Genomic DNA, 19,750 nt, shown 5'->3' with positions numbered 1-19,750 from the left:
GATGATGCGGGAGACTTTTCACGGGGACCTGGTCCAGCTTGGTGTCGAGCTGGGCGGGATGTGCGAGCACGCCGCGACGGCGATGCGGCGGGCCACCCGGGCGTTGTTGGAGTCGGATCTGGCCTTGGCCGAGCAGGTGCTGGCCGCTGACAGTGACTTGGACGAGCGGCGTGACCGGTGTGAGGAGCAGGCCAACACCCTGCTGGCCTTGCAGGCCCCGGTGGCAGGGGACCTGCGCGCGGTGCTGGCCGCGATCCACGGTGCCGAGCGCATCGAGCGCATGGGTGACCTGGCCGCCCACATCGCCGCCCACGCCCGCATCGCCCACCCCGCCCGGGTCGTCCCGACCGAGCTGCACCCGGCGTTCAGCCGCATGGGGCAGACGGCCGCTGACATGGCCGATCGGGTCGGTGAGCTGGTGGGCGGTCCCGCGCAGGGTGGGCACGCCGAGCTCGTGGCCGCTGATGAAGTCCTCGACGGCCTGCACGGTGAGGTCTTGGCCCACGTCACCGCGTCGACTTGGGGACACGGTCCTGCCGTCGCGGCCGGCCTGGCGTTGGTCGCCCGTTTCTTCGAGCGCTTCGGCGACCAAGCGGTGTCGGTGGCCACACGGTTGGAGTTCGCAGCCACCGGCGAGCTGCCCCGCTCGGGCTGACCGGCTCGCACTGAGCACGGGAACGTACCCGACCGGGTGCGTGCCGTACCCGCCGCCGAGCAGGTCGGGCGGGAAGGATGCGGTCATGGACCTGACTGCCGACCTGGTGACACTGATGGCCATGCGGTACGTGCGCCCCGCCCCCAGCCTGGGCCCGCCGCCCGACCCCCGGTCGGAAACGGTGCCCGGTGTGTCCGTCGACCCCAGGCTGCTGGAACGGGCTGCCCGGCTGCTGCGGGTGCTCGCCACCGGCGCCGACGGACCGCCCGCGACCGCGGCGCTGTGGGTGGCGGTGGCGCTGCGCGCCCACGTCCCGGACGAGGTCGTCGCCGAGGCCGACGCCGAACTCCTCCGACTGGCCGACCAGTGGTGCGCCCCGACAGCGTCGAGCCCCGGCAACCCCACCGAGCACACCGCGGGGTTGTCCGTGCCGACGGCACAGGAAGCACCCGGCTGAAACCGAATCGACACCCGGCTGTGGATGGTCACCACGCCACACCCGGCCAACGACGTACCGGTGTCCCTGATGAACCGCTCACACACCGGGTGCGCCCCCGACCGGCAACGGTTCGAGGAAGGCGCTTTCCTGTTCGACCCGCAGCCCACCAGGTCACACGCTTGTGCGTGGGGTTGCAGTCGGCGTCCCCGGAGGTTCGTCGCACGACCCTGGTTCACCGGTGGTGGCCGCAGGGGGTGAGGCTTGTGGAAGCCCCGGCTCGTCGGATTGGTTCGCCGAGCAGGCGCTGATGCTCGTGTGTGCGCTGTTGTACTGTGTGGAGGCCGAGGTTCCTCGTGCGCACCGGATCAGCGGTGCGTCACCTCCGCGGTATGCCGATTCCGCGCGAACACCGTGGGAACCTCGTCGCACTGGGGAAGCTGCGCGTGTCCTCTTGGTCCAGCAGCGGGCCGGGAACCCACCGCACACCGGTGGGGATGGCCACCGACATGCTCGGGATGCCGTCTGATCCGCTCGTGTCTCCGTGTGCACGACTGCCTCCCGTTCGGCGCGGCCGATGAGGAGAACTGTCATGGGCCAGCAACCCGAGCGGGCGTGGCCGGTTGTCCTCGACGAGGTCACCGCCGCAGTGGAGTCCCTCACCGCGGCACTGGACAGCGTGGAGGACTTCACGCTGCTGCTGCAACAGGTGTGTGAGCAGGTCACCCGGGCCGTGCCGGGGGTGGACGAGGCCAGCATCACCCTGCTCGTCGACGGTTCCCCGCGCACCGCGGCCACGACCAGCGACATCCCCGCCCGGTTGGACCGCGACCAGTACGCCACCGGTGACGGCCCGTGCCTGCGCGCCGCGAGCACCGGCCACCTGGTGCGGGTGTCGGTCGAGGAAGCGGCCGAGCAGTGGCCCGCCTTCGCCAAGGACGCCCGGGCGGCCGGGTTCGGCAGCTTCCTGTCCGCGCCCCTGACGATCGACGAGGAGTACACCGGCGCGGTGAACTGCTACAGCGCCGCCGAACACGGGTTCGCCGAACTGGACGTGAAGCTGCTCGACCTCTACACCAGCACCGTGACCGCGACGCTGCGCGTGCACCGCCGCTACCAGCGAGCCCGCGACACCACCGAGCAGCTCATCATCGCGCTGGAAACCCGGGCGGTGATCGACCAGGCCAAGGGCATCCTCATGGCGCTGCGGCAGATCCCGGCCGATGAGGCGTTCACCCTGCTGGCCGAGCAGTCCCAGCGGGAGAACATCAAACTGCGTGACCTGGCCGCCCGGTTCGTCGCCCACACCACCGGCCGACCCGACCACGGCGCCTGATCCCCTGTTTGGCCACCGACCGGTGGGGAAAGACTGCCCGAGGGGCGCTTGCCCGCCGCTGTTCGCCGGACACGATGGAGGAGCCAGGATGGGCGGGGGAACGGGTTCGGCACCGCGAGACAGCAGGCTCTCCGGTGGTGCACCGCGGGCAGGCGACCTGCTGGGCGACGAACTCCGCGGTGTCGACGCGTACTGGCGGGCGGCCAATTACCTCTCGGCCGGACAGATCTACCTACTGGCCAACCCGCTGCTGCGGGAGCCGCTGCGAGTCGAGCACATCAAGCCCCGGCTCCTGGGCCACTGGGGCACCACCCCGGGGTTGAACTTCGTCTACGCCCACCTCAACCGAGTGATCCGAGCGGGCGACCGCGACGTCATCCACGTGACCGGCCCCGGTCACGGTGGTCCCGGAACGCTGGCGAACACCTGGCTGGAGGGCGCCTACAGCGAGGCCTACCCCGACATCGGGCAGGACGAGGCGGGCATGTGCGCGCTGTTCCGGCAGTTTTCCTTCCCCGGCGGCGTGCCCAGCCATGTGTCCCCGGAGGTGCCCGGGTCCATCCACGAGGGCGGCGAACTGGGCTACTCCCTGGCCCACGCCCATGGAGCCGCGCTCGACAACCCGGGGTTGATCGTGGCCTGCGTCATCGGCGACGGCGAGGCCGAGACAGGTCCGTTGGCCGCGAGCTGGCACCTGAACAAGTTCTCCAACCCGGCCACCGACGGCGCGGTCCTGCCGATCCTGCACCTCAACGGGTACAAGATCGCCAACCCGACCGTGCTGGCCCGCATCCCCCAAGACGAGCTGGACGCGCTGTTGCGCGGCTACGGCTACGCGCCGCGCTTCGTCTCGGGCAGCGACCCGGCGACGATGCACCGCGACATGGCCGCAGCCCTGGACTGGGCCTTGGACGAGATCGACGACATCCAGCGGCGGGCGCGCACCGGCGACGGCAGTGGCCGCCCCCGGTGGCCGGTGCTGGTGCTCCGCAGCCCGAAGGGCTGGACCGGCCCCTCGCACGTGGACGGTGTTCCGGTGGAGGGCACTTGGCGCTCGCATCAGGTGCCGCTGTCCGCGGTGCGGGAGAACCCCGGACACCTGGCCGCGCTGGAGCAGTGGCTGCGCTCCTACCGCCCGGAGGAGCTGTTCGACGACTCCGGCGCCCCGGTCGAGCAGGTGCGCGCCATGGCCCCGGCGGGCAACCGGCGCCTGGGATCCAACCCACACGCCAACGGCGGCCTGCTTCTGCGGTCGCTGCGGCTGCCCGATTTCCGCACGCACGCCACCGAGGTCGCCCAACCCGGCGGATCGACCTCCCAACCCACCCGGGTGCTGGGCCGGTGGCTGCGGGAAGTCGCCGAGGAGAACGCCGACGCCCGCAACTTCCGGATCTTCGGTCCCGACGAGACGGCGTCCAACCGCTTGGACGCGGTCTACGAGGTCACCGACAAGCAGTGGCAGGCCGGAACCCTCGACACCGACGAGCACCTCTCCGGCGACGGCCGGGTCATCGAGGTCCTCTCCGAGCACCTGTGCCAGGGCCTGCTGGAGGGCTACCTGCTCACCGGCAGGCACGGGCTGTTCAACTGCTACGAAGCGTTCATCCACATCGTCGACTCGATGTTCAACCAGCACGCCAAGTGGCTCAAGATCAGCAGGCGCCTGCCGTGGCGGCGCCCGGTGGCCTCGTTGAACTACCTGCTCACTTCCCACGTGTGGCGGCAGGACCACAACGGCTTCTCCCACCAGGACCCCGGGTTCATCGACCACGCCGTGAACAAGAAGGCGGAGGTCATCCGCGTCTACCTGCCGCCGGACGCCAACACGCTGCTGTCGGTGGCCGACCACTGCCTGCGCAGCCGCGACTACGTCAACATCGTCGTCGCGGGCAAGAACGACACCCCCGACTGGCTTTCGATCGAGGACGCGGTCCTGCACTGCGCCCGCGGCGTGGGCATCTGGGAGTGGGCGGGCTCGGAGGACGGCGGCGAGCCCGACGTCGTGCTGGCCTGCGCGGGCGACGCGCCCACCCTGGAGGTCATGGCCGCGGTGTCGCTGCTGCGCGAGCACCTTCCCGCGTTGAAGGTCCGCGTGGTCAACGTCGTCGACCTCATGCGCCTGCAACCGGACACCGAACACCCGCACGGCCTCACCGACCCGGAGTTCGACGCCCTGTTCACCACCGACAAGCCGGTCATCTTCGCCTACCACGGCTACCCGTGGCTCATCCACCGCCTGACCTACCGGCGGAACAACCACGGCAACCTCCACGTGCGCGGCTACAAGGAGGAAGGCACCACCACGACCCCGTTCGACATGCTGGTCCTCAACGACATGGACCGCTTCCGGCTGGTCATCGACGTGCTCAACCGCGTCCCCGGCCTCGGCGTCCGCACCGCCGGGCTGCGGCAGGCCATGGTGGACAAGCGGGCCCGGCACCACGCCTGGACCCGGACCCACGGCGAGGACCTGCCCGAGGTCCTCGACTGGGCCTGGACGAACTGAACACCATGACCGCACCGAACAGCGTGGCCGAGCCGAACACCGTGCTGGTGGTCAACGCGGGCTCCTCCAGCCTGAAGGTCCGCCTGCTCGCGGGCGAAGACGTCGTCGACTCGCTGGACCTGACCGACTGGTCCGGCGCCGAGGACACCGACGGCCTGGAGCGGTTCGTCACGGCCCAGTCGACCGTCGACGTCGTGGGGCACCGGATCGTGCATGGCGGCGCCCGCTTCACCGAGCCGGTGGTGCTCGACAGCGGGGTCCGCGACGCCATCGCGGCGCTGACCGAGCTGGCGCCGCTGCACCAGCCCAGGGGAGTGGCGGGCATCGACGCGGTGTGGAAGGTCCTGCCCGACACCCCCGCGGTCGCCTGCTTCGACACGGCCTTCCACACCACCCTGCCCGCCGCCGCGGCCACCTACGCCCTGCCGCGCGAGTGGAACGAGCGGTGGGCGCTGCGCCGCCACGGCTTCCACGGCCTGTCCCACTCCCACGCGGCGCGGCGCACGGCCGAGCTGTTGGGCCGCCCGCTCCGGGACCTGCGGATCGTGACCTGCCACCTGGGCGCGGGCGCGTCCCTGGCGGCCGTCGACGGCGGCCGCTCGGTGGACACCACCATGGGCTTCACCCCGCTGGCAGGCCTGGTGATGGCCACCCGCTCCGGCAGCGTCGACCCCGGCCTGGTCCTGTGGCTGCTCGAACACAGCGGCCTGGACCTCGGCGCGCTCACCCACGCCCTGGAGTCCGAGTCGGGCCTGCTGGGCCTGGGCGGCTCCGCGGACATGCGCGAGATCCTGCGCCGCGCCGACACCGGCGATCCGGCCGCCACGCTCGCCTTCGACGTCTACGTCCACCGCCTGGTCCGTGAGATCGCCGCCATGACCGCGAGCCTGCGCGGCCTCGACGCCCTGACCTTCACCGGTGGCGTCGGCGAACACAGCCCCCGCGTCCGCGCCGCCGCCACCGCGGCCCTGGCCCACCTGGGCGTGCACGTCGATGACTCCCGCAACACGGCCACCTCCGACGCCGACATCAGCACGGCGGACGCCGAGGTGCGCACACTGGTGGTCACCGCACGCGAAGACCTCGAAATCGCCCGCCACACCCGCACCGCCCTGTCCTGACACCACCTGTGAAGACGCCCCGATCCACGCCGACAGCCCCTCGAAGCCCATACGATCGAGTTTCTTCGATCAGGATGAACGCCTCGTCGAGCCCCGTGGCCACGAGCGTGCGGTGGGGGCGGTTCCCGAAGGGCAGACCACGACCAGGACGCCACCGCGTTCGCGGGCGCGTAGCCCGAAGTCGATCAACACCTCGACGCCTTCGCAACCCAGGAAAGTGACCTTGGTCAGACGTTGTATCGAGCAGACAATCGTTCACCTGCGGTTCTCCGGCCGAGAAAGCCATCAGCGGCGCCTGCTGTCTGCTGAGTGACCAGGGAAACGCGGTCCAAGAACAGCGCTTGCATCGGCTTCACGGGGGCCGGGTGATCCTGACCATTGGAACGACGAGCGCCGCAGCGCCGGGAACGGCACTGCGGCGCTCGTCCTGAAGTGGGTCAGCGTTGGCGGGGGAGTCCGATGTGGACGACCTTGGTGGTGGTCATCTCGTCCAGCAGTTCCGGGCCGTAGCCGTACCCGGTGCCGGAGGCGCCCCTCGGTTGGGCGGCGCCGCCGGGGGCACCGCCGAACACGGCGTTCACCTTGACCGTCCCCACCGGCAGAGCGCGCCAGGCGCGCTGGGCGTTGGTCATGGAGGCGGTCAGGACCGTGGCCGCCAGGCCGTGCTCGTCCTGGCAGGCCAGACCGAGGCCCTCGGCGAACGAGGAGACCACGCACACCGGGGCGACCGGGCCGAAGGTTTCCTCCCGCATGACCCGCATGTCCGGGGTGCAGCCGCGCAGGACGGTGGCGGGGTAGTGGGCGCCCTCTCCTTCCGGGATCGCGCCGCCGACCAGGGCTTCGGCGCCGTCGGCGATGGCCTGGGCCACGTGGCTGTGCACGGCTTCGCGGTGGCGGCGGTCGACCAGGGGCTGGGGGTCGGCGTTCCACTCGCTGGCCTCGGCGCACAGGGCTTCGAGGAACTCCTCGGCGATGTCCTGGTGGACCAGGACGCGCTCCACCGAGGTGCAGATCTGGCCCGCGTTGGCGAACGCCCCCAGGGCGGCCTGCTCCGCCGCCCACACCGGGTCGACATCGGCATCGATCAGCAGGGCGTCGTTGCCGCCGTTCTCCAGCAGGGCTTTGGCCCCGGTGAGCGCGGTGGCGGCGGCGATGGAGCGGCCGGTGGCGGTGCCGCCGACGTGGGCCACCACGTCGACCGACGGGTCCCCGGCCAGGCGGGCGCCGACCTCGCCGTCGCCGGTGACGGTGTGCAGCACGCCCGGGGGGAAGTGCTCCGAGAGCAGGTCGCCGAGGTGGGCGCCGGTGTGCGGGCAGCGCTCGCTGGGCTTGTGCACCACAGCGTTCCCGGTGACCAGGGCGGCGCCGAGCAGGCCGCAGGCCACCGCCACCGGGTCGTTCCACGGGGTCAGCGCCACGACCAGGCCGCGCGGTTCGGGGACCATCAGGTCGGTGGCGCCGGGGGAGCCGAGCAGCGAGCGGCCCCGGTGGACCGGGCCCAGTTCGGCGTACTGCTCCAGTGTGGACACACCGGCCAGCACGCCCTCGCGGGCCGAGTCGACCGGGCGACCGGTCTCGGCGGCGACCGTCGCGGCCAGTTCGTCCGCCGCGGCGCGCAGTGCGGTGGCGGCGGCGCGGACCGCGGCGCCGCGGTCGGCGGCCGGGGTGTCCGCCCAGGGACCGCGGGCGGCGACGGCGGCCCGCACGGCCCGGGTGACCTCGTCCTCGGTGGCGGTGGGCAGGGAGCCGACCTCGTGGCCGTCCAGCGGGGAGCGGATGTCCAGGGTCACGGCCACGAGCCCTCCTCGGCGTGCGCGACGACCAGTTCGCGGACCTCGCACCCCGCGGGCTGCGCGAGGGCGAACACGATCGCGTCGGCCACCCGCTCCGGTGGGTTGAGCCGGGAGTCGTCGGCCGGGCGGTACTGCTCCGGGCGGTCGTCGAAGAAGTGCGTGCGCATCCCGCCGGGGATCACCAGCGTCACCCCGATCCGGCCCGCGGTCTCCGCGGCCAGCGCCCTGGTGAAGCCGACGACACCGAACTTGGAGGCGCAGTAGGCGGTGGCGTCGCCGACCGCGCGCAGGCCCAGGGTGGAGGAGATGGTGACCACCCGGCCACCGTCGAGCATCGGCAGTGCCGCGCGGATGACCGCGGCCGTGCCGAACAGGTTGACCATCACCACCCGTTCCCAGTCCTCGGCGGGCACCACGTCCAGCGCGCCGCACGCGTCGATCCCGGCGGCGGTGACGACGGCGCGCAGGCCGCCGTTGCGCCCGGCGATGGCGGCGACGGCCCGTTCCGCCGCCCGGGTGTCGGACAGGTCCACCGCCTCGAAGTCGGCGACCTCCGCGGCCGAGGGGGCCGCCTTGTCGAGCACGAGCGGCTGTCCGCCCGCCTCGTGCACGGCGTGCACGACGGCCGCGCCCAGACCGGACGACCCGCCGGTGACCAGCACCTGACCCAGCATTCAGCTCCTCCTCGTGAGAATTCCGGTTGTCGAGCGACCGCTGTGGTAGGGCACCACCACGGTCCGACCGCCCCAGCCCGCGACCAGGTCGGCCTCGGGCAGGGTCTCGGCGGAGTAGTCCCCGCCCTTGACCCACACGTCCGGCCGCAGGACGCCGAGCACCTGCTCCGGGGTGCGCTCGTCGAACACGACCACCTCGTCCACGCAGCCCAGGGCGCTGAGCACCTCGACCCGGTCGTCCTGCGTGGTCACCGGGCGGTCCGGGCCCTTGAGCCTGCGCACGGAGTCGTCGGAGTTCAGGCACACCACCAGGCAGTCGCCCAGTGCCCGCGCGGCGCGCAGGGTGCGGACGTGGCCCGCGTGCAGGATGTCGAAGCACCCGCCGGTGGCCACGACCGTGCCACCCCGCGCCCGCACCGCGTCCACAGTGGAGGGTTGCTCCGCCTCGGGGTGCTCGCGCAGCAGGAAATCCGCCGCCGAGGTGACCGCGGCGGCCACCGCCTCGTCCGGCGCCGCGCCCGCCATCAGCCGGGCGGCGGCGGTGGCGGCGAACCGGTCCCCGGCCCCGCAGGGGTCCAGCACCGGGATGCGCCGCGCGGGGACCGCCGTGGGGGTGCCGCCACCGTGCAGCAGCGCGCCCCGGGCGCCGAGGGTGACCACGACCGCGCGGGCCGACCACCGTCGCCGCAGCTCCGCCGCGGCCTCGGTGGGGTCGCTGAACCCGGAGAACGCCTCGGCCTCGGCGGCGTTGGGCGTCACCAGCCGGGCGCCCGGGGTGGGCGCCGGGCCGCGCGGGTGCGGGTCCCAGACGACCGGCACCCGGTCGAGCACCGCCCGCAGCCGCTCGTCGCGGGCCAGGCCGCGGCCGTAGTCGGACACCAGCACCAGGTCGGCGCTGAGCACCTCGTCGAGCATCGCGTCGGTCGCCGCGGGCGGGCGCGGGCCGCCGCCGCTGTCGAGGCGGGCCAGCGACGTGCCGCCCGCGCGCAACCGGGTCTTGACCGGCGTCGGCTCCGGCGACGGCCCCCAGACCGCGGGCACGTCCCCGAGCGCGGCGCGCAGCCGCTGCCCCGCCTCGTCGTCGGCCACGGCGCTGACCAGGGTGACGTCCACCCCGTCGGTGTGCGCCAGGGTGGCCGCCAGCGCCGCGCCCCCGGCCCGCACGGTCTCCCCGCTCACGTCCAGCACCGGAGCCGGGGCGTCCGGGCACAGCCTGCCCACGGCCCCCCGCACGTCCACGTCGAGCAGCGCGTCCCCCACCACGACCAGCTTCATGACGCCCTCCAGGACACCCCGGGCAGCGCCGCCTCGAACGCCGCGCACACCGCGTGCACGGCCACCAGTTGCGCCTCCTGCACGTTGGCCGTGGCACCCGGCAGGCACAGCACCTCGTCGGCGGCCTCGGCCAGCGGGTTGGGCCCCGGGCCGGTCATCGCCCACACCAGGGCACCGGCCAGCCTGCCCGCGGTGGCCGCCTCCAGCAGGTTGCGGCTGCGCCCGCTGGTCGAAAGCAGCAGCACCACGTCGCCGGGGCGGGCGTGCGCGGTGACCTGCCGGGCGAAGACCTGGTCGTAGCCGTAGTCGTTGCCGATCGCGGTGACGCTGGAGGTCTCCGCGCACAGCGCGATCGCCGAGAACGGCCGCCGGTCGTCGCGGAAGCGGCCGACGAGTTCGGCCGTGAGGTGCTGGGCCTCGGCCGCCGAACCGCCGTTGCCCGCGGCGAGCAGCCGCGCGCCCGCCGACAGCCGTCGGGCCAGCACACCGCCCCACCGCGACACCAGCCGCGACTGCGCCCGCAGCCCGTCGAGGGTGACCGCGAGCCGGTCGAGGTGACCGCCCAGCGCGCCGTCGACCGCCGGGTCCAGTTGGGTCTCCGCGCTCACCTGGCCACCTCCACCATGTCCGCCGCCTCGACCGCCGCACCCGCGCCCACCCGCAGGTAGACCTCCTCGGTGGCCTGGGCGACGTGCTCCCACAGGTACCGCGCCTGCACCCGGTCGTAGCCCGCGAGGCCCAGGGCCTGGCGCTGGGTGGGGTCGGCGAGCAGCGAGCGCAGCGCCTTGGCCAGCGCCACCGGGTCCCGCGGCGGCACCAGCAGCCCGGTGACCCCGTCGACGACCGTGTCCACCAGCCCGCCCACGGCGGTGGCCACCACCGGCACCGAGCACGCCATGGCCTCCAGCGGCACGATGCCGAACGGCTCGTACCACGGCGCGCACACCACCACGTCCGCCGAGCGCAGCAGCGCGGGCATGGACCGCCGCGACACCCGCCCGGTCAGCCGCACCCGGTCGCGCACCCCGACCGACCCGGCGTGCTCCAGCAGCGCCCGCGCCTGCGGGTCGCCCTCGACGTCGGCGCCGCCGCCCGCGATGACCAGTTCGGTGTCCGGCAGCAGGCGCAGAGCGCTGATCACCTCGGCGAAACCCTTGCGCGGCACCAACCTGCCGACCGAGACGATGCGGTGCCCGGTGCTCTTGGGCGCCCCCCGGCCGTCCGGGCTGAACCGCTGGGTGTCCACCCCGGACGGAACCACGGTCACCTTCTGCCGCGACAGCCCCATCCGCACCAGCTCGAACACCTCGTCGGTGCAGGTGGCCACGATGGCGTCGGCCTGCTTGCCGACCATCCGCTCGATGCCGATCCGCTTGGCCGGGCTGGTGTCGGCCGAGCCCTGGTGGCGGCGCTTGACCGTGCCCAGCGCGTGGTAGGTGTGCACGACCGGCACCTCCACCGTCCGCGCGGCGAGGACCGAGGCCATGCCGGACATCCAGAAGTGCGAGTGCACCACGTCCGGGGTGTCGTCGCGCCAGTGCCGGGCCAGGAACCGGGTGAAGTCGTTCATGTGCGGCAGGAGGTCGTCCTTGGGCACCGGGGCGGCGGGGCCCGCGGGGACGTGCACGACGTCGTAGCCCTTGGCGTGCACCAGTTCCGGCACGTCCGGGTCGTCCCTGCGGGCGAAGACGGTCACCCGGTGCCCCCGGGCGGCCAGCGCGGACGCCAGGCCGGCGACGTGGACGTTCTGGCCGCCCGCGTCCTCCTCGCCGAGCGCGGCGAGGGGATTGGCGTGTTCGGACACCATCGCGATTTTCATGCGGTCACCTCCATCAGCAAGCGGTCCCAACCCTTGAGGAAGCTGTCGAGCCCGTACCGGGCCAGGGCGGTGCGCCTGGCCTCGACCCCGCGCGCGCGGGCGGCGTCCGGGTCGGACACCAGTTCGCGCAGTCCCCGGACCAGCCGGTCCGGGTCGTTGGACACCACCCCCGCTCCCGGTGGCACCGCGCGGCCCACCTCGGTGCAGGCCAGCGCGACCACCGGCATCCCCAGGCACATCGCCTCCAGCAGCGACAACCCCAGCGACGTCCACCGCACCGGGTGCAGGTAGACCCGCCGCCGCGCCATCTCCCGGTGCAGGTCGGCCATGCCGTGGTCGCCGCGGCCCATCGGCCCCAGCAGTTCGGTGCCCATGCCGTAGACGTCGAGCGGGGCGGCCTCGGCGAAGCGGGGCAGCAGGTCGGTGCCGACGACCCGGCCGCGGCGCACCGGCTCGTTGACCACGACCGCGGCCCGGGGCAGCTCACCGGTGTAGAGCGGCCCCGGGTCGACCACACCGTGCTCGATGACGGTGGTGCGGGTGCTGCCCGTGTCCCACATCAGCGCGTTGAAGTGGGTGACGTGCACCAGCCGCCCGGGCCAGTCGGCCATGGGGTGGCGCTCGTTGGGCGCCTTGGGCGTGTTGTGCTCCAGGTAGATCACGGGCATCCCGTCGGGCACCAGGGGCAGCTCGCGCGGGTTCTGCACGACCGCCACGTCCGCGCTGCCGCGGTCGAGGTCCGACAGCGGCACCTCCCGCGCCGAGGGCCAGTCGCGCCCGGCGAGTCCCACCCCGTCGGGCGGGGCCACCAGCAGGAACTCGTGCTCGCCGCGGACGAAGGCGTTCGTCCACGACCCGTGCACGTGCCAGAGCAGGACCCTCATGCGCGGACTCCGATCAGCTCGTCGACGGCGTCGGCCACCCGGCGGGGATCGACCCCGTCGAGGCACGGGTGACCCGGTACCGGGCAGTCGCGGGCCCGGGTGTCCCGGCACGGCGCGTGCTGGTCGCCGAGCAGGACGTGCGGCCCGTGCGGGGCCCAGCGGGCGGCGGGCACCACGGGGGCGAACAGCGACACCACGGGGGTGCCCACGGCGGCGGCCAGGTGCGCCGGACCGGTGTTGCCGACCACCAGCGCGTCGGCGCCCGCCAGCAGCCCGGCCAGCTCCGCCAGCGTGGTGCGGCCGCCCAGGTCGACCCCGGTCGTGCCCGCCACCCGGGCGGTCAGCGCGCGTTCGCCGGGGCCGCCGGTCACCAGGACCCGGTGCCCGCGCCCGGTGAGCACCGAGACGGCCTCGGCCCAGCGGTCCGGCGACCAGGTGCGGGCGGGCACCGACGCGCCGGGGTGCACCACCAGGTACGGGCCGGGGGTGGTCGAGGGCTGCGGGCGGACCGCGAGACCGCCGCCGTCACCGGGGGGGAGGTCGAACCCGGCCGCCCGCGCCACCGCCAGGGCCCGGTCCGCCTCGGGGATGTCGGGGTCGTCGGTCAGCCGCACGTCCAGCAGGGAGCCGGGGTAGTCGATCGACCGGGCGACGATCCTGGGCACGCCCGCGAGCCGCAGCAGCAGCGCCAGCGGCAGCGGGCTCTGGTGGAAGGACGTCAACACCAGCGCCACGTCCGGTCGGCGTTCCCGCACCGCGCCGACCAGCCGGTCCACGTCGGCGGCGTCCACCGCGGGCGCGGGGTTGGCCACCCAGGGGCACGCCCACACCAGCACGTCGTCCACCCCGGGCAGCAGTTCGGCCGCCTGTCGACCCGCCGGACCGACCAGGAGGGTGACCTCGCCCGCCGCCGCGGCGGCGCGGACGGCGGGACCGGCCAGCAGCACGTCCCCGTCGCTGTCGAGGCGGGCGACCAATGTCCTCACAGGACCACCGCCAGCGCGGCGTGCAGGTCCGCGACGACAACCGGCGCGCGCTCGACCTCCTCGGGCAGCGTCCGCTCGGTCGGGACCAGGATCGCGCGGGCACCCGCGGCGCGGGCGGCGTCGACGTCCGCGCCGATGTCGCCTATGACCACGGTGTCGGACGGGTCCACACCCAGCGCCGCGCAGGCCGCGAGGACGAGGCCGGGTCGCGGTTTGCGGCACGCGCAGCCGTCTTCGGGCCGGTGCGGGCAGACCTGCCAGGTGCCGAAGCGACCGAGCAGGGTCTCCACCCTGGCGTTGACCGCGGCCACCTGCTCCTCGGTGAGCATCCCGCGGCCGATGCCGGACTGGTTGCTCACCACCCCGGTGCGCACGCCCCGGGTCCGCAGGGCGGTGGTCAACTCGATCGCGCCGGGCATCAGCCGCACCAGCGCGGGGTCGCCGTTGTAGGGCACGTCGTGCACGAGGGTGCCATCCCGATCCAGCAGCACAGCGGCAGGAGGTGGTGTCACGGGAGCAGTGATATCCAGCATTTTCGCTGGTAAACACTTCGACGGTAAGCAGACGCTCGTACTGGTGAATGGTGAAACCACCCCCGTGCGGCGGTACCGGCACATCGGTGGTGATCTCCGCGAATGAATCGCGGCGCAGTGGGAACACCTCTGCCACAGACACCCGGGGCGCCGCCCCGAAGCGATGGACACACCCCCCGGTTCGACTGAAGGAGAAACGGACATGGCGACAGGTGAGACCGGTTTCGACGACGTGACCTTCGACCTCATCTCGGTGCAGTACCACTCGCTCAAGGCCGGGCACGACTACGGCCAGTACGTCCGCGACGCCAAGAACGCGGGCAAGAACGACATCGCCGAGTTCTTCGAGCAGGTGATGGCGGAGGACTCCGCGCGGGCGAAGAAGTGCCACGACTTCCTCTCGCAGCTCGCCGGTTCCTCCGATTCCGGACCCGCTGTGAGCTGACCAGCGCGCACTGAGAACCACGTCTCCTGTTTCCCGGAAGGAAACAGGAGACGTGGTTTCCGCGCTTCACCCGAATGGGTGGCTATTCACTGCTCCACGTGCTGGGTGACCAAACCCCGGACGAAGTAGCGCTGGGCGCACAGGAACAGCACGATCATCGGCACCGTGGCCACCACGCTGGCCGCCAGCACGATCTCCCACTGCGACTCCCCGCCCTGGCCGAACCGGTCGAGCACCGTCTTCAACCCGCGCGGCAACGTGTAGAACTGCGGTTCGCGCAGGTAGATCAGCGGCTTGATCAGGTCCGTCCACGCCGACCGCAGCTCGAACACGAACACCACCACCATCCCCGGCCGCGCCAGCGGCAGCGCGATGGCGGTGAAGGTGCGCAGCGGCCCGGCGCCGTCGACCCTGGCCGCGTCGAACACCTCCGAGGGCAGGCCGAGGAAGAACTGCCGCAGCAGGAAGATGTAGAACGCCGAACCGAACAGGTTCTGCGCCCACAGCGGGACCTGCGTCGTCGCCAGGCCCACCGCGTGCCACTCCAGGTACACCGGCACCATCGTGACCGCGCCGGGCAGCATCATCGTCGCCAGCACCAGCCCGAACAGCAGGCCCCGGCCGCGGAAGCGGTAGCGGGCGAACCCGTAGGCCACGACCGCGCTCGACAGCGTCGCCGCGACCGCCGCGGCCACCCCGACCGCGACGCTGTTGCCGATCCAGGTCAGCAGCGGCACCGCCCGCCACACCTCGACGAAGTTCTGCGGCGCGAACGGCACCGGCAGCAGCGCGTTGTCGAACACGTGCGCCCGGTCCTTGAGCGAGGCGCTCACCAGCCACGCGAACGGGTAGCCGAAGGCCACCGCCGCCACGACCAGCCCGGCCAGCGCGAACCCGCGCCCCCTGGTCCTCATCGGACCTCACCCTCGTAGTGGACCAGCCGCCTGCTCGCCCGGACCTGGAGTGCGGTGATCAGCGCGATCACCAGGAACAGCGCCCACGCCATCGCCGAGGCGTAGCCCATCCGCAGCGAGCCGAACGCCTGCTGGAACAGGTAGATCACGTAGAACAGCGCCGAGTCGTCGCGGCCAGCCTCGGTCTGGGCGTTGCCGTAGAACATGACGTAGGCCTCGGTGAAGACCTGCAACGAGGCAATCGTGTTCACGATCACGGTGAAGTACACCGTGCCGCTGATCATCGGCAGCGTGACGTGCCGGAACCGCCGCCACGGGCTCGCGCCGTCGAGTTCGGCGGCCTCGTACAGCTCCGGGGGCACCCTGGTCAGCGCGGCCAGGTAGATGACCGCCGTGCTGCCCACGGTCCACAGGCTCATCAGCACCAGGCCCGGCTTGATCCACGCCGGGTCGGTCGTCCAGTTCGGGCCGGTGAAGCCGAACCAGCCCAGCACGTCGTTGATGGCGCCGGTCTGCCCGTTGAGCAGCAGCAGGAACAGCGCCGCGAGCGCCACCGGCGGGGTCATCACCGGCAGGTACAGCAGGGTCCGGAACACCCCGCCCGCGCGCCCGGCCCGGCGCAGCAGGCTCGCCAGGACCAGGGCCAGCACGATCTGCAACGGCACGTGCAGGACCGTGAAGAACAGCGTGTTCCCCAGCGCGGTGGCGACCTTGGGGTCGGTGAACAGCTCGCGGTAGTTGTCGGTGCCGACGAACTCCGCCGGGGTGAGCATGTCGTAGCGGGTGAACGACAACCACAGGCTGACCAGCATCGGGCCCGCGGTGAACGCGGCGAAGCCCAGCAGCCACGGCGACAGGAACAGCCACGGCGCCCGGCGCTCGGTCCGGCTCACGGCCTACCTCCCCAGTACCCGGTCGAGCGCGGCGTCGGCTTCCCGCTGCGCCTGGCCCAGGGCCTCCTCGGGGGTCTGCGCCCCGGTCAGCACCCGGGTGGCCGCCTGCTGCCAGGCCCGGATCAGGTCCGGCCCGGCGGGGCTGGCGGGCAGGGCGAACGAGTCGTCCTGCAACGCGCGCACGATCGGCACGCCCTGGTCCAGGATGCGGTTGCCCTGCGCGGCGTACACGGTCGTGAAGATCTCCTCGTCCGCCACCCGGTTGGCGGTGAACGTGCCGCCGTAGGGCCTGCCCTTGGCGGCCAGCGCGTCGCGGCGCGCCTTGGCGGCGGTGACCCAGGTGTCGGTGGCGGTCATGGTGACCAGGAAGTCGCACGCCCGCTCCGGGTGCCGCGACCCCTTGGGGATGGCCCACGCCTGCCCGCCCAGCTCGGTGACGGGCTCGCCCCGCCGGTCGGTGAACGGGGTGATCGTCACGTCCACGTCGGGGGAGTTGGTGGCCAGGGTGTTGATGTAGAAGGAATCCATCGGCATGACCGCGAGCTGGTCCTTGGCGTAGGCGTTGTCGGCGCCGAAGTCGTTGAAGCCGTCCTTGAACGCCTTGAACGCCGCCCACGTGCCCTGCGACTTCACCAGGTCCGTGGTGTAGCGCAGGGTCTCGACCACCGCCGGGTCGTCGAGCCGCACCCCGCGCCCGTCGGGGGTGATCAGCTCGACGCCGTTGGCCTTGGCCCACAACGGGAGGAAGTCGGGCAGCTTGGGGTCGAAGCCGATCCGCCGGAACCGCCCGTCGGCGTTGTCGGCCAACCGGGTGCTCAGGTCGGCCAGGGCGGACCAGTCGGTGCTCGAGACGGTGGCGGGGTCGACGCCCGCGGCGCGCACGGCGGTGTTGTTGATGATCAGCAGCCGCACGGTGGCGAACTCCGGTGCGCCGTAGACCTTTCCGCCGTAGGTGACCTGGCGCATCGCGGCGGGCCGGAACTGCGCCTGGTCCACCCCGTGCGAGCGCAGGCAGTCGTCGATCGGCTCGACCGCGCCCCTGGCCGCGTAGGCACCCAACTTCGCCCGGTCGGCGTAGACGAGGTCCGGCGGCTCGCCACTGGCGACGGCGGAGAGGAACTGCTGCTCGTCGAAGGCGCCCTCGTTGACCCGCAGGTCTGTGTCGGGGAACCGGTCGCGGAACACCGCGACGCGGGCGGTGGCGTGCTCGTCCGGGAGGCCGAAACCCATGGTGGTCAACGCGTTGGGGGCGTCTTCTGGCGAGGCACCCAACCCGCCGCAGCCCCCGGACACCAGCACCGCCGCCACCACGGCTGAAACCCGCACCCACCGGCCCACAGTCATCCGCCCCCTCCCGTGACCAAGGCAGGGGCTACCCACCCACCGCGGGGTTCAAACCACGGTGGGTGGGTGCGGTGCCAGCGCCTTCCGGTGTGTTGTCGGGAGGCGGCCGGTCAGCTCTTGGACGCCGCCTGGCTCACGGCGTTCGGGCCGTCGTAGGTCCGGTCGGGCATGTTCTCCAGTGCTTGCAGGATCTCCTCGCTCGCGCCGTCGGACCTGGCGTGCTCGACGAGGTCCTGGCGGCTCGCCGGGTAGTCCACGCCGCTGAGGTGCTTCTGCAGTTCGATCGGGTTCGTTGTGCTCATGTCGGCCGGGTAACCGCTGTGCGGCAGCCGAACCATCGATCCGGGTTCAGCCGACGTAGTTGCGCGCGGTGCGCCCCACGCGGGCGGCCTCCAGCAGCCGCAGCCCCGACTCGACCTCGGCGGGCACCACCCGGCGCCCGGCGAGCACCCACGGCAGGCCCAGCAGCGCGCGACCCACCGCGCCCGCCGTCGCCCGGTCCTTCGGCGCCCCGCGCAGGACCCAGGCGGTGTGCCGCACGGCGCTGCGCAGCGGCCTGCGCAACCACGCCGTCCACAGCGTGTTCCGGATGCCGTCGGCGCGCCGGGCCCGCGGGTCGCGCGCCCGCGACGGCGCGTGCCGGATCACCACGTCCTCGGCCCAGCACATCCACCAGCCGCGTGCGGCCAGGTCGAGGGCGAACAACTCCTCCTCGCCGCCGAGCCACAGCCTCGGGCTGAACCCGCCGACGTCGCGGAACGCCGAGACCCGCACCATGCTCAGCCCGGCCATGATGCCCAGCAGCGCCGGACCGGGCAGCCAGTCGGGGCCGGGGACGGGGGAGTGGCGCATCTCCGGGGTGATCGGGTCCTCCCGCAGCCCCGGTTCGACCAGGCAGCGCCCGGTGACCGAGCCCAGCTCCGGGTTCTCGTCGAGCAGGTCCGCGGCCCGGGTCAGCGATCCGGGCTCCCAGCACGTGTCGTCGTCGCAGAACGCCACGTAGGGCGTGCGCACCCGCTCCACCGCCAGGTTGCGGCCGATCGCCCCGAGGTTGCGCGGGCTGGCCAGCAGCTCCACCTCCGGGAAGTCGCGGGCCACCGCCGTCGCGCTGCCGTCACCGGAGCCGTTGTCCACCACGATGATCGGCGCCCGGTCCGACAGCGCGGCCATGTGCGCGAGCGTGCGGCACAGCTCCGCCCGCCGGTTGTGCGTGATCACCACGACGGTCACCCGCCCGCTCACGCCGCGCCCTCCACCAGCTCGACGTGGCGCAGCACCCGGTGCGGCAGCGCGCTGCGACCGCGCGCCGCCGCGGGCAGCCGCCGCACGGCCTCCCCGAGGGCGGTGCGCGCCGCCCGGTCGCCCAGGGCGCGCCGGGCCAGCGCCGCGGTGGCCGCCACACCGTCGCGCACCGGTTTGCGCAGCCACGCCGTCAGCAGGTCGTTGCGCAGCTCCAGCACGCGCCGGGCGTGCGCGCCGCCGCGCCGGGGCGCGGGGTGGTGGTGGGCGACCGCGGTGTCGAGGTAGCAGCACGACCAGCCCGCCGCCGCCAGGTCCCAGGCCAGCAGCCGCTCCTCGCCGAGGAAGAACAGCAGCGGGTGTATCCCGCCGACCCCCAGGTGGGCCTCGCGGCGCACCACGGCCGCGCAGCACAGGAAGCCGAGCACCGACGGCCCCGGCAGGTCCGGGTCGCGCCCCAGCGGGCTGTCGGCCAGCAGGTGGTTGATGGGGTCGGGCCGTTCCTGCTCACCCACCAGCGTCCGCCCCGTGACCAGGCCCAACCGCGGGTGCGCGTCGAAGGCCGCCTCCACCCGCGCCAGCGCCCCGGGCGCCCACCACGAGTCGTCGTCGCTGAAGGCGACGTACGGGGTTCGGGCGGCGCGAACCCCGAGGTTGCGCGCGGAGGCGCCGAGGTTGCGGTGCAGCCGCAACACCCGGACGCGGGGGAACCGGGCGCTGACGCGCTGGGCGGTCCCGTCCGCGGACCCGTTGTCCACCACGACGACCGGTGAGCCGGGGGCCCCGTCGTCGAGGTGCTGGAGGGTTCGCAGCAGACCGTCGCACCGGTTCCGGGTCGCGATGACGATCGTGGTGCGCGAGGTGGTCATGCCCCAGTGCTACCCCTGCATCACGCAT

The 19,750-nt window shown here is 73.1% G+C and carries 20 protein-coding genes; 6 read left to right on the top strand and 14 right to left on the bottom strand.

Going from position 1 to position 19,750, the window contains the following annotated elements; all coding sequences use genetic code 11:
- Positions 1-4: 4 nt before the first annotated feature.
- From UO65_RS07015 to UO65_RS06995, 5 genes are all read left to right on the top strand, one after another.
- Positions 5-655 carry a phosphate signaling complex PhoU family protein gene (locus UO65_RS07015; RefSeq protein ID WP_035279952.1) on the top strand — a complete coding sequence of 217 codons (651 nt, stop codon included), beginning with the start codon at positions 5-7 and terminating at the stop codon, positions 653-655.
- 85 nt (positions 656-740) lie between these two features.
- Complete coding sequence (locus UO65_RS07010) at positions 741-1,112, top strand: hypothetical protein (RefSeq protein WP_035279881.1); 372 nt, start codon at positions 741-743, stop codon at positions 1,110-1,112.
- A 571-nt stretch (positions 1,113-1,683) separates the two neighbouring features.
- Positions 1,684-2,427 (top strand): GAF and ANTAR domain-containing protein, encoded by a 744-nt coding sequence (locus UO65_RS07005; protein WP_035279880.1) that lies wholly within the window; start codon positions 1,684-1,686, stop codon positions 2,425-2,427.
- 88 nt (positions 2,428-2,515) lie between these two features.
- Positions 2,516-4,933, top strand: a complete 2,418-nt coding sequence (locus tag UO65_RS07000) for a phosphoketolase family protein (protein ID WP_084175361.1) — start codon at positions 2,516-2,518, stop codon at positions 4,931-4,933.
- A gap of 5 nt (positions 4,934-4,938) precedes the next feature.
- Positions 4,939-6,054: an acetate/propionate family kinase gene (locus UO65_RS06995; protein ID WP_052020847.1), complete on the top strand. Its 1,116-nt coding sequence runs from the start codon at positions 4,939-4,941 to the stop codon at positions 6,052-6,054.
- Between the two features lie 437 nt (positions 6,055-6,491).
- On the opposite strand, the gene UO65_RS06990 is transcribed toward UO65_RS06995, so the two are convergent.
- From UO65_RS06990 to UO65_RS37920, 8 genes are read right to left on the bottom strand one after another with little or no spacing between them, the layout of a single operon-like run.
- Entirely contained in the window at positions 6,492-7,850 is a 1,359-nt protein-coding gene (locus UO65_RS06990; protein WP_035279879.1) for an aldehyde dehydrogenase family protein, read from the bottom strand.
- Positions 7,841-8,521 (bottom strand): SDR family oxidoreductase, encoded by a 681-nt coding sequence (locus UO65_RS06985; RefSeq protein WP_035279878.1) that lies wholly within the window; start codon positions 8,519-8,521, stop codon positions 7,841-7,843. The genes UO65_RS06990 and UO65_RS06985 overlap by 10 nt, the downstream gene beginning before the upstream one ends.
- A complete protein-coding gene (rfaE2, locus tag UO65_RS06980; RefSeq protein ID WP_035279877.1) occupies positions 8,522-9,796 on the bottom strand; it encodes a D-glycero-beta-D-manno-heptose 1-phosphate adenylyltransferase in 1,275 nt (424 codons plus the stop codon).
- Complete coding sequence (locus tag UO65_RS06975) at positions 9,793-10,404, bottom strand: D-sedoheptulose-7-phosphate isomerase (protein ID WP_052020846.1); 612 nt, start codon at positions 10,402-10,404, stop codon at positions 9,793-9,795. The genes rfaE2 and UO65_RS06975 overlap by 4 nt, the downstream gene beginning before the upstream one ends.
- On the bottom strand, positions 10,401-11,615 hold the full coding sequence (locus UO65_RS06970; protein ID WP_035279876.1) for a glycosyltransferase: 1,215 nt from the start codon (positions 11,613-11,615) through the stop codon (positions 10,401-10,403). Before UO65_RS06970 ends, UO65_RS06975 begins: the two co-directional genes overlap by 4 nt.
- Complete coding sequence (locus UO65_RS06965; RefSeq protein WP_035279875.1) at positions 11,612-12,499, bottom strand: glycosyltransferase; 888 nt, start codon at positions 12,497-12,499, stop codon at positions 11,612-11,614. The genes UO65_RS06970 and UO65_RS06965 overlap by 4 nt, the downstream gene beginning before the upstream one ends.
- The gene (locus UO65_RS06960; RefSeq protein WP_035279874.1) at positions 12,496-13,485 is read right to left on the bottom strand and encodes a glycosyltransferase family 9 protein; all 990 of its coding nucleotides are present in this window, start codon (positions 13,483-13,485) and stop codon (positions 12,496-12,498) included. The genes UO65_RS06965 and UO65_RS06960 overlap by 4 nt, the downstream gene beginning before the upstream one ends.
- Positions 13,482-13,997 (bottom strand): D-glycero-alpha-D-manno-heptose-1,7-bisphosphate 7-phosphatase, encoded by a 516-nt coding sequence (locus UO65_RS37920; protein WP_407643119.1) that lies wholly within the window; start codon positions 13,995-13,997, stop codon positions 13,482-13,484. The genes UO65_RS06960 and UO65_RS37920 overlap by 4 nt, the downstream gene beginning before the upstream one ends.
- 223 nt (positions 13,998-14,220) lie before the next feature.
- Between UO65_RS37920 and UO65_RS06950 the strand changes: the two genes are divergently transcribed.
- Positions 14,221-14,463 carry a hypothetical protein gene (locus UO65_RS06950; RefSeq protein ID WP_035279873.1) on the top strand — a complete coding sequence of 81 codons (243 nt, stop codon included), beginning with the start codon at positions 14,221-14,223 and terminating at the stop codon, positions 14,461-14,463.
- Between the two features lie 86 nt (positions 14,464-14,549).
- Here the strand turns inward: UO65_RS06950 and UO65_RS06945 are convergent, their stop codons facing one another.
- From UO65_RS06945 to UO65_RS06920, 6 genes are all read right to left on the bottom strand, one after another.
- On the bottom strand, positions 14,550-15,377 hold the full coding sequence (locus UO65_RS06945; RefSeq protein WP_052020844.1) for a carbohydrate ABC transporter permease: 828 nt from the start codon (positions 15,375-15,377) through the stop codon (positions 14,550-14,552).
- A complete protein-coding gene (locus UO65_RS06940) occupies positions 15,374-16,270 on the bottom strand; it encodes a carbohydrate ABC transporter permease (RefSeq protein WP_035279872.1) in 897 nt (298 codons plus the stop codon). The genes UO65_RS06945 and UO65_RS06940 overlap by 4 nt, the downstream gene beginning before the upstream one ends.
- Before the next feature lie 3 nt (positions 16,271-16,273).
- Complete coding sequence (locus UO65_RS06935) at positions 16,274-17,614, bottom strand: extracellular solute-binding protein (protein WP_035279871.1); 1,341 nt, start codon at positions 17,612-17,614, stop codon at positions 16,274-16,276.
- Positions 17,615-17,724: 110 nt separating this feature from the next.
- A complete protein-coding gene (locus tag UO65_RS06930) occupies positions 17,725-17,916 on the bottom strand; it encodes a DUF2795 domain-containing protein (protein WP_035279946.1) in 192 nt (63 codons plus the stop codon).
- Between the two features lie 46 nt (positions 17,917-17,962).
- Positions 17,963-18,856, bottom strand: coding sequence for a glycosyltransferase family 2 protein (locus UO65_RS06925; protein WP_035279870.1), 894 nt, complete (start codon positions 18,854-18,856; stop codon positions 17,963-17,965).
- A complete protein-coding gene (locus UO65_RS06920; RefSeq protein ID WP_035279869.1) occupies positions 18,853-19,722 on the bottom strand; it encodes a glycosyltransferase family 2 protein in 870 nt (289 codons plus the stop codon). The genes UO65_RS06925 and UO65_RS06920 overlap by 4 nt, the downstream gene beginning before the upstream one ends.
- Positions 19,723-19,750 lie beyond the last annotated feature (28 nt).

The organism is Actinokineospora spheciospongiae, from assembly GCF_000564855.1.
GTDB classification, from domain to species: domain Bacteria; phylum Actinomycetota; class Actinomycetes; order Mycobacteriales; family Pseudonocardiaceae; genus Actinokineospora; species Actinokineospora spheciospongiae.
The sequence above is the reverse complement of the archived record's forward strand: the minus strand, read 5'-3'. Positions and strand labels throughout refer to the sequence as shown.

Coding starts and splice junctions, on each gene's coding strand:
- UO65_RS07015 (WP_035279952.1), top strand. CDS start 5: ATGCGGGAGACTTTTCACGGGGACCTGGTCCAGCTTGGTGTCGAGCTG.
- UO65_RS07010 (WP_035279881.1), top strand. CDS start 741: ATGGACCTGACTGCCGACCTGGTGACACTGATGGCCATGCGGTACGTG.
- UO65_RS07005 (WP_035279880.1), top strand. CDS start 1,684: ATGGGCCAGCAACCCGAGCGGGCGTGGCCGGTTGTCCTCGACGAGGTC.
- UO65_RS07000 (WP_084175361.1), top strand. CDS start 2,516: ATGGGCGGGGGAACGGGTTCGGCACCGCGAGACAGCAGGCTCTCCGGT.
- UO65_RS06995 (WP_052020847.1), top strand. CDS start 4,939: ATGACCGCACCGAACAGCGTGGCCGAGCCGAACACCGTGCTGGTGGTC.
- UO65_RS06985 (WP_035279878.1), bottom strand. CDS start 8,521: ATGCTGGGTCAGGTGCTGGTCACCGGCGGGTCGTCCGGTCTGGGCGCG.
- rfaE2 (WP_035279877.1), bottom strand. CDS start 9,796: ATGAAGCTGGTCGTGGTGGGGGACGCGCTGCTCGACGTGGACGTGCGG.
- UO65_RS06970 (WP_035279876.1), bottom strand. CDS start 11,615: ATGAAAATCGCGATGGTGTCCGAACACGCCAATCCCCTCGCCGCGCTC.
- UO65_RS06965 (WP_035279875.1), bottom strand. CDS start 12,499: ATGAGGGTCCTGCTCTGGCACGTGCACGGGTCGTGGACGAACGCCTTC.
- UO65_RS06950 (WP_035279873.1), top strand. CDS start 14,221: ATGGCGACAGGTGAGACCGGTTTCGACGACGTGACCTTCGACCTCATC.
- UO65_RS06945 (WP_052020844.1), bottom strand. CDS start 15,377: ATGAGGACCAGGGGGCGCGGGTTCGCGCTGGCCGGGCTGGTCGTGGCG.
- UO65_RS06935 (WP_035279871.1), bottom strand. CDS start 17,614: ATGACTGTGGGCCGGTGGGTGCGGGTTTCAGCCGTGGTGGCGGCGGTG.
- UO65_RS06930 (WP_035279946.1), bottom strand. CDS start 17,916: ATGAGCACAACGAACCCGATCGAACTGCAGAAGCACCTCAGCGGCGTG.
- UO65_RS06920 (WP_035279869.1), bottom strand. CDS start 19,722: ATGACCACCTCGCGCACCACGATCGTCATCGCGACCCGGAACCGGTGC.